This window comes from uncultured Fibrobacter sp. (genome assembly GCF_947305105.1).
Classification (GTDB): domain Bacteria; phylum Fibrobacterota; class Fibrobacteria; order Fibrobacterales; family Fibrobacteraceae; genus Fibrobacter.
The window spans coordinates 1-11239 of sequence record NZ_CAMZCS010000055.1 but is presented as its reverse complement, the minus strand read 5'-3'; the positions used below and the strand labels follow the sequence as shown (position 1 = coordinate 11239).

4 protein-coding genes and 1 tRNA gene are annotated in these 11239 nt (G+C 52.1%); 1 reads left to right on the top strand and 4 read right to left on the bottom strand.

What is annotated here, in order from left to right; all coding sequences use genetic code 11:
• The first annotated feature begins 213 nt into the window (after positions 1 to 213).
• Positions 214 to 287: transfer RNA gene (locus Q0Y46_RS14445), tRNA-Val, on the top strand.
• Between the two features lie 252 nt (positions 288 to 539).
• On the opposite strand, the gene Q0Y46_RS14440 is transcribed toward Q0Y46_RS14445, so the two are convergent.
• From Q0Y46_RS14440 to Q0Y46_RS14425, 4 genes are all read right to left on the bottom strand, one after another.
• The gene (locus Q0Y46_RS14440) at positions 540 to 2186 is read right to left on the bottom strand and encodes an SLC13 family permease (RefSeq protein WP_295680367.1); all 1647 of its coding nucleotides are present in this window, start codon (positions 2184 to 2186) and stop codon (positions 540 to 542) included.
• Positions 2187 to 2311: 125 nt separating this feature from the next.
• The gene (locus tag Q0Y46_RS14435) at positions 2312 to 5206 is read right to left on the bottom strand and encodes a T9SS type A sorting domain-containing protein (RefSeq protein WP_297948448.1); all 2895 of its coding nucleotides are present in this window, start codon (positions 5204 to 5206) and stop codon (positions 2312 to 2314) included.
• 73 nt (positions 5207 to 5279) lie between these two features.
• Positions 5280 to 9725 carry a T9SS type A sorting domain-containing protein gene (locus Q0Y46_RS14430; protein ID WP_297948446.1) on the bottom strand — a complete coding sequence of 1482 codons (4446 nt, stop codon included), beginning with the start codon at positions 9723 to 9725 and terminating at the stop codon, positions 5280 to 5282.
• A 498-nt stretch (positions 9726 to 10223) separates the two neighbouring features.
• The coding region (locus Q0Y46_RS14425) for an ABC transporter substrate-binding protein (RefSeq protein ID WP_297948443.1) at positions 10224 to 11239 on the bottom strand (1016 nt) is incomplete at its 5' end.

The following is an 11239-nucleotide window of genomic DNA, read 5'->3' as shown; positions in this document are numbered from 1 at the left end:
GCCCACATAAGTGCTAAAGCACTAAGTGGTCAAAGGTATTCTCTAGTCTCTCGAAGCCTCACTGCTCATTGCTCACTGCTCATTGCTCGCGCCTCGAGCCTGAACGTCCCCTCCCGCATAATATAAAGAAGCAACAAATCCCGCCTTTTGACAATAACCTCTAAAAACCCCTTGACAAAACCCAAACATTTTTCTAATATTGCCCTACCCCGAGGTCGATTAGCTCAGTTGGTTAGAGCGCTACCTTGACATGGTAGAGGTCACAGATTCGAGTTCTGTATCGACCACTGCAAAAACGGCTTGCGCAAGCAGGCCGTTTTTTTATTTCCCCAAAAACAATTGTGTTCCAAATTGGAATACGGAATTCGACAATAGTGCTGGATTTCTTGCGCATTATTTGTTATAATATTATTACACCAAGAAAGAGAAAATATGAGAGACAAACACATTAGGTCATTGGGGCCTTTTGGGTTTCCTCCTTGTTGACAAAAAGAGGGACGCTCGTTTGAGCGTCCCTTTTATTTTTGGAATCAAGCTTATTACTTGGTCTGGAGTTCGGCCGGAGTGGATTCCGCAGGAGCGGCGGCCGCTTCGGCAGGCTCAGCGACCTTTGCAGAATCAACAACTACTTCGGCGGCAGGAGCTTCGACCTTGGCGGAATCGACAACCTTTTCTACGGCAGCAGGAGCGACCGGAGCGGCTTCGGCGGCCTTAGGAACCGGCGTACCGAAGAAGTTCACCTTGGCGAGGAAGATCATCATCACCCAGGAGAGGACAAGGCCAGAAAGACCCATCACGACACCTGTCTTTGCCATGCCGTTCGTGTCGGTGTAACCGGTAGCGTGGGCAAGGGCGTTAGGTGGCGTAGAAATCGGGAGGCTCATACCGAGAGAGCTGGCGAATGCGACAGACACGAGGAGGGCAGTCACGCCACCGAGGCCAACGAGGTTGTCCTGGCAGGCAATACCCACAGCGCAGAGAATCGGGACCAAAAGCGTTGCCGTAGAGGTGTGGCTCATGAAGTTTGCCATGAAGAGGCAGATGATGCCGCAACCGATCATCAAAGCAATCGGAGACCAGCTAGCAAACGGGATCGTCTTGATAAGGTGGGCAGCAAGGCCAGTCGCATTGAGGCCAACACCGAGAGCGAAGCCACCGGCCACGAGCCAGAGCACGTCCCAGCTCATCGCGTTCAAGTCCTTCTTGGTAATCACGCCGGTGAGGGCGAAGACAGCCATCGGGATCATGGCGATTGCGTTATCGTTAATACCATGGACACCCTTACCGGTCACCCACAGGAGCACGCACACAACGAAAGTAATATAGACGATGATGGCCTTGGGGCTCGTGTCGAACTTGCCGGCACCTTCAATGTTGAGGACCATTTCCTTCATCTTGATCGGATAAATCTTGAGGAGGAGGAGCCAAGCGATGACCATCAAAATAATCACGTACGGGATACCGAAGGCCATCCACTGGCCAAAGGAGACGGGGTTCGCAACGAGGTCGCCACGGGCAACAGCGTCGTTCAGGGCACCAAGGGCGATAGCGTTAGGAGGCGTACCGATCGGGGTGCCCATACCACCGATGTTGGCACCGAGCGGAATGGCAAGAGCAAAGGCAGCCTTACCACGGTCATCTTCGTCGAAGAGCTTGAGCACCGGAGCGAGGATGGCGAGCATCATGGCAGCGGTGGCAGTGTTGCTCATGAACATCGAGAACACGGCAGTGATAAGCATGAGGCCGAGGAGCACGAACTTCGGGTTCTTGCCGAAGGGCTTCAGGAGCACGCGGGCCAGGTTCAAGTCCATCTTGTACTTGGTCGCGGCAGCGGCGAGGAAGAACCCGCCCAAGAAGAGCATGATAATCGGGTTCGCAAAAGTCGCCATGACGGACTTGTGGCTAATCATCGTCACGCCGTCCACACGGAACGGGGCGAGAGCCGAATCCGACATCGTGACAATCATGAGCACGATGACAAGCATCGAGGTGGACCAAATCGGGAACGGTTGCAGAATCCAGAAAAGGGCAGCCATGACGAAAACGCCAATGACGCGAATTTCGAGCGGATTCAGGATTCCCATGGGGCTTGCGGCATCGAATCCGAGGGATTCGTAGGGCAAGAAGAGGGCGGCGATGGCAAGCAACGACGCAATGATGAATTTGATGAATTTAGCCTTTGTCATAACGGGCGCAAATTTAGTAATAATAGAGGGTTTCGGCTATACTATTATTTACGCACATTAACAATATGATGTTAGACTGGGGAAATTACGCAACACTTGCGTTTTTTTGCGAAAAAAACAAAAAATTACCGGATTGCCACCCTAGAAACCAGACTTTGCCCCCCGACTTTCACTCGGGCAATAAAGATTCCCGAACGGGCAACACGGAGATTGGCGTCATTGAAGCCATCCCGAGCATTGAAGAGGGCCGAGGAAACCACCCTCCCCTGCAAATCCAGGAGTTCCACTTTCGCAGGTTTCCCGGCAAGGCCAGCACTTGCGACAAAACCGACATGCAACTGGCCGGGGGACTGACGGAACTTGAGACTGTTTAAAGAGTAGGTTACCGGGACCTTCGGAGTGGAGGCCACACGAATCGTCGCCTCTCTAGCGCGAGCAAGGAGCTTTACCCCAACACTGTCGCCGTCCGAAAGTTCTTCTGTATTACCGTCAACGGTGAGGAACACGCGCAAGCCGCTTGAGCGCAGGGCCGCAACCCCTTCGACCGAGATAAAGGCATCACGCTCGCTCCCGGCTTGCAGTTCCAGCGTCCATTCGTAGGCGCCATCCTTCGCAAAAGGCTTCACCGACCTTGCCAAATGCAAGCCACGTTCCCCGAGCACAGACAGATTCACATAGTCGCCCATGGCGGAGGGCGGTTCTTCTTGGCTAAATTCACGGGCCGATGCCCCCAAAATATTCCACGAATCCATGTGCCCTTGCCTATCCTTGAGCACAATCCGGAGTTCCCAGCCATCGTTCTCGTCTTTTTTCGCAAGAGCCATGCGAGTCATCGCAGGGCCATTCCACAGCAAACTGTCGAAAACGGGTTCGCCATCCAGAGCCCAGGTTATGGCCCTGTCCACCTTCGCCCATACAGCTTCGTACGGGCCAAGGACCGTCGGGATTTCGTATTCGCGGGTTTTCGGGTTCCAACGCCAGAACTGCACGGAATCACCGGCAACATCGGCATGCAGGTCCACATAATAGCCGTGCGGGTTCGCCACCAAGTTCCAGCCACTGTTCAGGCTGTCGAGTTCCCACGCAAACGCAGCCTCGCCCGCAGTTTCCCCGGCAAGCGAAAGCGCGCGGCCTTCCAGACTGTTATACCAGTAGCCGTCAACTGCCGAAGGCTTGCTCCCACGTTTCAGCCGGCGATACTGCAGGAACTCGGCTCCACCGTAAGACTCATCCCAATGGTAGAACAACTGGTCGTCATCCCATTTGAGTTTTTCCATGTCGACGCCCGAGAGCGAAACCATCGCCCAGGCGCCCGTATCGATAGCCATCTCGCCCGCAACACGCAGGGTATCGACATAGCGGGCGGAATCCAAATCATGGAACACCTTCGCCTCGACGACGTATTCGCCCACAGGCGCCGGCACAAGCCGCCATTCCCCTTCGAGCACGACCGCCTCCGCAAAATCCACAAGCAGAGAATCCACAATGTAGCCTTCCGGCCCCTTGACCGTCACGCGGAAACCAACCTTGCGGAAAATGTTCATCTCCCCAGTGCTATAGCGGAGCCGCGCCGCGTTGCCCGAAACTTCGAGTCCGGATTCGACAATGACCATAAGCGGTTCGGGATCAGGGCCAGGAACAAACCGAGCTTTTAACTGAGTCGGGCCCACAACAAAAATTTTACCGCCATCCGATAGTGTGCCCGAAATTTCCGTACGCTTCCCGTTCTTTGTCAATTTAGGCGTATTATACATTGTCTTGTACGACATCATTCCATCAAGCACAAAGGCGGAATCGGGAACCGTGCGCACAAAGAACGTGAACATACTTGAACTGCGAGGGACCTTAAGCACATCGCGGAAACTGTGGACTATCGTATCGCCAGAAACCACTTGGAACAGTTCCGCACCTCCGTGGTCGGCATCAAGTGTCACATCGACTCCGGCGCATTCCGGGCTATACCTCCAGTTCGGTTTCATGAACAGGACTTCGTCTTCGCGATGGAGCAGCATCGTGTTGAAATCGGAACTTCTAAACAACCGAACGCCAGCGTCAAGATTATCGACAGACCAACCATCAAAACAAGCCCCCACGCGATAGACTCTCGGGAATTCTCTATCTCCTGCAGTGGCATCAATCGAATCCACCCACGATTCGTCATAAAAAGTACTATCAACATCCTTCGTGAAAACAAACGAATGCAAGCGTTTACGCGATGTAGCGAAGAATTCTATTTTGAACAGGATTGAGCTCAGTTCAATCGAGTCATCATCATCAAGGATTTTCAACGCTTTTTTGAGCACCCCGTTCAAATCAACCGTGTCGGAGCGGATAACCTTTTTAAAGTGAAGCGCCTCCAATGCGGCCAACGATGCAGAAGAAGGGTTTAAATCGGAATTATTTCCGTTATACTCTATCGAGAAGAACATATACAGGCTATCGGGATACTGGTCACCCTCGGATTTAGGATACACTCGGACATCGGTCACGAAAGGCACGTAATCGGAAGCGCCCGGCAACAATTCCACTTTGATTGCCGACAGCATGACTTCTATGGGTAAAGCGCCATCATTGGAGATTCTCAAATTTGTCAAGATAGGTTTGCCTACCGTCGCACTGTAATACATCTGGATGTCGGCATCCTCATGCAAGCCTTTCACGAAATCTTGGAAAAAGAACTTCCTTCTGCAATCATCATACGCATAGAACAAGACCTGAGTCGGGGTCTTTACAACGATGCTATCCAGATCCATTGCATTTAACCCGCTACTGTCCACTACGCTGAAGTACGGGATGACATCCATATCTTCGGCATCTATCGCTCGCACGACGGGCATAAAGGAATAAATGGACAACCCACTCTTATTGAAGGTCCTAACGACCTCTCCATCCGATATGTAGTATTCAATATTAAAGTGCGGTTTCGGCGCGAGGACTTCGGGGCCTGCAAAAGCAACAGAAAAGGACGCCATCAGAAAAATGGCGACCATACGCAATGTCAATCCTGCAGATATCCTCATAGCAAAGAAAATATATAATATCGGACAATTTTGCTACAGCAATCTTACAAAACAGCCGTTTGAGAGGGGAAAATTAGCGCAAGACGACTTTTTGGGCGTAATTTTGGCTCCCGGAACGGATTCTGAGGATATAGAGCCCCCCTTCTGGAGCCGGGAATTTCACGCTGTTCTTGCCATCCACAGAGACTGCCGACAGCGATGCAATCACCTTCCCGGAAATATCCAAGAGTTCCACCTTCGCGTTCCGGCCTGCAAGTCCATTTGTTGCCACGAACTGGACATTGACGGCGCTACCGCTACGATAGAAACGGACATCCTTGAAAGCGTATTCCACCTCGGGCTTGGCTTGCGGGGCCACACGGACGACAGCCGTCTTCTTGAGGATACCGACCTTTACGGCAATCGTCTTGCCTTCCTTCGCCTCGACCGTCTTGCCGTCCACCGTCACGAACACTTTGTTGCCCGTCGACTTCGCTTCGGCAAGACCCTCCAATTTAAGATACGCAGTTCTCTCACTCGACGCACTCAACTGGAGAGTCCATTCCATTTCTTCTGCCGCAGGCCTGAACGACCTCGCAAGTGCGCGGCCCTCCTCGACAATCGAGAGCGACACATGATCTCCCATGCCAGAAGGCGGCTCGTCACTCTTGGATACCTCGCTGCTCGTACCAAACAGGTTCCAGGAATCCTTCTTGCCATAGTCATCGGTCAAGATTGCACGGATAGTCCAACCGTCAGACGACTTCTTGAGCGCAGAAACTTTCGCCAGGGACTTCGTTGTCCCCTTCTCGAATTTCGGAGTCGCGGGGAACTGGATAGTCTGCGACCCATGCACCTGTACCCAGATGGCCTCATAAGGCTGCAGTTCCGTCGGGATTTCGTATTCGCCAGACTCAACGTTCCAGCTCCACATCTCAATACCGGAATTCTCTATCGCAGACAGGTCAACGTTCCAACTATAGGGGTTGGCCACCATGTTCCAGCCACTATTGATACTGTCGACATTCCAGACAATTTCAGCATTATCGACATACTTGGCAACCTTGCGTTTCAGGGGAACTCCATCATAGGAACCATACCAGTACCCAGTCACCCCGGAGACCTCATCGGAGCGGGAATAGGCACGGTACTGCAAGTAGTCGCCCATCTCCAAAGCCTCGTCCCAGCTATAGAGCACATGGTATTCGTCCAAGTGCAACTTGCGAAGATCGACATCGGCGAGCGAAACCATCTGCCAGTGGCTCCTCTGGACACGAGTTTCATTCCAGGAGCCCCCATAAACAAAGGCGGAATCCAAATCGCCACGCAAGGCAATTTCATAGACAACCGAGTCGCCGAGGTTCACACCAAAGGTCACAGATGCACCGCGCACGGAACCGGGTACGGAATCGAGCAACAGCGTATCGACCAAGGTAGAAGCACCGGACAACACGCGGACCGACAGCGCAACCTTACCGGCCAGGGAATCCACACTGGCGTTAAACTTGAGACGCGCCATGGAGCCAGCCCACTCTATCTTGTGCGACTCGATTTTGAGAGCCGGGACACGAATAATTACCAAAGCACTGCTAGAAACGGGCAGTTCGAACGAAGATGACGACACGGGTAGCGGCAGCTCAGAAGAACTGGAGACAACCGGCACGAACTCCGAAGAACTGGGCGGGAAGAACAAGGAACTGGAACTAACAAGCGGAGGCAATTCAATCGAACTAGAACTGAGCAGCCACGGCCATGTGATAGAACTGGAACTGAATGTCGGGAACTGGAACGAGCTCGAGCTGAATGTCGGGAACTGGAACGAGCTCGAGCTGAATGTCGGGAACCAGAACGAACAGGAGCTTTCCGGGACCGAAGAAGAACTGGATACGGCTATAGAAGACGATGACGGAAGAATGGTGACAATCGGCTTCGCAAGCAGGTACGGGAAGTCATCGTTCAAGCCATCCTTGCGGGCCCAATATTCAACACCATTCTCGGCAAACGGTTCGTTCAGGAAGTCAGCAAATTCATCCATCTTCATAGAAGCAACAATCTTTGTGCCGTTGAAATTCTCGTTAACCGCCTCGGACTCACCATTACGGACATTGTAACGCACATCCCAACACGTGGCATTGCCGTTCAACTTGGTCTTGCCACTGCACTCGTTCTCGATTAGGCTCCAATCATCGCCCTGCGCCGACGACAAATATTTGGCATTGCCCCCCTCGAACTTGCCAAAGGCATCAAGAGCATCCTCACCATTATGGTACGTGGAAACAATTTTCCTGAACACCTTCGTTCCGTTCAGCGTAAGCAGGCCGACCAAGTAACCCTCGTGAACATCGTTCGTAAGGTTCCTGCCAGGAATCGGATGGATTGTGCCGATATGGTACACATTCTCCATAGCAAAGCCCTTGCTGCTCAGCAAGCGTCCGAATACGCCACCTACATACAGGGAGTCGGCCTGGGAGAAATCCCCATCCACGTTGAAGTCGCCGATAATCGCGACATGGTCCACTTTGTTCGGCATGACGCAGTAACCGCAAAGCCCGCCCACAACAGCAGAACCCTCTACCGGGAATGCAGGATCCGCCCCGGCATTGAGGGCAAGCAAGGACGGATTGTCCAGCTGGACATTTTCAAAGGCCACATAGAGGACGCCCGCATTATCGGCAAACGAACCGAAAATACCACCCATACGGACGATGTTCAGGCTATCGGTCACCGAAACACGGCCATTGAACAGGGCGTTGCGCACCGTCAAGACGGAATCTCCGTCCGTGTACGATCCAATCGTATTGGGCCGAGTCACGGCCTTACCGACAAAGCCACCCACCATCAAAGAATCAATTGCAGCGACTTCGCTGCCTCCGGCGGTATGCCCTTGAAGGCCGCTTATAGCGACTTTTATTTCCATCGACGAGATATTATCCACCAAGGCATCCGCATGACGGGCAAGGCAAGCGCTACCGGCAAAGCCACCCATGAATACGTTGGCACTTATGTTCTCGACATCCGGCTTTTTAACCAGCACGAGCGGTCCGCTAGTTTGGGAATTGGAAATAGAAACAAACGATTCGCTCGTTACTTCGTTCTTGGTCGATACGCAAGTTTGTTCACCAATCAAGCCGCCAGAATAGTACTCGTAAAAATCCGCCTTCGTCAGAGAGTCCTTAATGTTAGGAGTCACATCTACGTTGCTGATTTTGAATTTGGCACCCCCATCAAGCGCACTGCGGCCAATCAAGCCGCCCAAATGCACTACCGAGCCCTGCGACCTGTTAATAGAACCATAAAAGGCGACATTATTCACTGACAAATCCATAATTTCGTCGGCCTGATTCATGTAGGGCGCCACCTCCCCTATGAGGCCGCCCATCGTCTTTCCACTGAAAATCTTGGTATAAACCCGATCTTTCAAAGGCTTTTTCAGCATTGTCACATTTTCAATTTTCATGGAGTCGATTTCGGGGATGTTATTTTTCCGCCGAGAAAGCACATACATGCCAACTAGGCCCCCAACAACAGTAGACGTGTCGGCAGACAGATTCTGGACCCTGGAGATCACATTGATATCTTGCAAGTTAAGATTCACGGCATACGCAACAAGGCCTCCTAGGTAGGCACGATAACCGCTCCCCCAACCCGTAAGATTGCCTCCCGCATAGTCATCCGCATCGCCCAGGTCCACCTCGTTATAGATGATGAGGTCGTCGTTACTGAAAATCCGTAAAAAGGTGCTGTTTTCCAAATAGCCGGCAAGGCCCCCAGCCATGGGGGCAGAGATTCGGACATTGTCCAAAGTGTCATCGTATAACAAAGACCGCGTCATTACGCCCGCCAAACCACCAACAGGCCCGAAATAGGAGGCCTTGGGTGTCACGGAAGAAGCCGCATCGGGGCCCTTTATGGTAAAACGAAAATTTTTGAGAACCAGATTATGGACATTGACCGAATCAAGTTCCTTGAAAAAACCAATTGTATCGAGAACGCGATCAACCGAATAATCAATGATTTCTGTATAGCACACATTCTTGACGTCAAACCCGTTTCCGCTAATTTCCCCGTAATTCGGCTTGAACTTAAGGGGAGTGTGGTTGACAGCGCAAACCGTATCTCCGCCAACGACTTCAATTTGTCCAAAATCAAAATCACTCAAGAACACAATCGTTCCGCTCTTCAGCGGATCCCAAAAACTGTTACCCCCCGCAGGGCGCCAATCCGCATTCATCAAAGAATCAAGAACAAATGCTGTACGGGAGAGCGTATTCAATCTCGCTCCAGTACACCTTGCCCCTTCCATATTACTGCCGCCAAACTGCGTGCCACCGAACAGCGCACCACCGAACTGAGGAAAAACGTAAGCCGTTGCAGGAATCGCACTATTACCACAGGAGTCTGTTCCCTGCGAAATATAAGCTGTACCATTATTGTCATCATAGAGATTTACAAAGCCCGCATTGTTTTCCAATCCCTGAGCAAAGACGGATCCCGCCGTAAGGAATCCCCAAATGAATAAAAAAATGGATTTTATTTTCATGCCTTATACCCTGCCTCAATTATTTTCTCTATATAAGATACTATCAAAAAGGGGAAATATTCCAATCGAGAGTTTCTTTTTCTTTACACTGTGATAGGGCGCAAGTGCAAAAACTGCCCAAAATATTACAAAATGACAGGCGTCACATGTTTAATTTTGTACAACACTTTTTTGGGGTAAGAGGCTAGGATCTAGAGGCTAGAATCTAGGGGGATGAGGCGCGAGCGGTGAGGTATGAGCGGTGAGCTGTGAGGCTTCGAGAGACTAGAGAATACCTTTGACCACTTAGTGCTTTAGCACTTATGTGGGCATGGCCACCTTTAGGTGGGAGGCTAGTGAAAAGAATCACGCACTTCGTGCGTCAACATAAGACGGCGAAGCCGTGATATTTTTCCCTAGATCCTAGATCCTAACCCCTAACCTCTATTTACCGCACACCTCAAAGGCACGAAGTGCCGACCTCGTGCCTCGAAGGGAGCGTAGCGACCGACCTCGCGCCTACTTCACATCGTATTCGGGGATCGGCAGGCTTTCGCCGGATTTCATCGCGGCATCAAGTTTCTTGGACTTTTCCGGGTCGAGCCACCAGTATACGGGAATGGCGTCTTCGCGGTTGAAATGGTCCAGCACCTTTTCGGGCATGCCGTAACGGTTCCAGTACAAAATGCGGTGGTGGTCGCACTGCCACATAAGCACGTACGGCACGATTTCGGCAAGGCGGTTATCCAAAGCCTTCAGGATTTCGTTGCGCTTGGCAAGGTCAAATTCCGTTTTCTGCAAGTCGATGAGACTATCGACAACTTTATCCTGAACGCCGGCAAGGTTATTCGTACCCTTCTGGAGTGCGGTGGCGGAATGCCAGCTCGCTTCGGGGTCACGGAGGCGGCCTGCACCCCAGTTCACCCAGTAGAGGTCGAAGTCAGCATCATCGAGACGCTTGCGCAAGGTGCTCTGGCTCATCTGTTCGATAGTCGCCACCACGCCGACCTTCTTCAGGTCTTCCTGGAACAGCGTGAGGTGGCGCAGGTCTTCCTGGCTCGTGATGAAGTTGATGGCGAAAGCCTTGCCGTCTTTCTCGAGCACGCCCTGAGCGTTCACCTTGTAGCCCGCTTCGGCAAAGAGGGCACGGGCGCTGTCCGGATTGAACTTGTAGAGCGGTGCGGTCGGGTTCTGGTTGCCTTCCCACAAGTCGGGGTAGTAGCTGTTCAGCAAGAAGTACTGGCCGAACATGTACTTCTCGTTCATGGCCTCGCGGTTCAGGAGCATGCTCAAGGCGCGGCGCACGCGAACGTCTTGGAACTGCGGCTTGCGCAGGTTGATGGCCATGCCCTGGAAACCGATGGGTTCCTTGTTGAAGATTCTCTGCTTTACGGCCCAGCCCTTCTTGACGGCATCGAAGTCGGTCTGCTTCATCCAGATGCTGCTGGTGTAGATGGCATAGGCGTTGAAGTCCTGCTTCTTGAAGGCTTCGAGCGCCTTCGTCTGGTCGTTCATGAAGCGGTAGCGGATTTTCT

Bases quoted from the DNA above. Each gene is read 5' to 3' on its own strand.
- Q0Y46_RS14440 (WP_295680367.1), bottom strand. From the start codon at position 2,186: ATGACAAAGGCTAAATTCATCAAATTCATCATTGCGTCGTTGCTTGCC.
- Q0Y46_RS14435 (WP_297948448.1), bottom strand. From the start codon at position 5,206: ATGAGGATATCTGCAGGATTGACATTGCGTATGGTCGCCATTTTTCTG.
- Q0Y46_RS14430 (WP_297948446.1), bottom strand. From the start codon at position 9,725: ATGAAAATAAAATCCATTTTTTTATTCATTTGGGGATTCCTTACGGCG.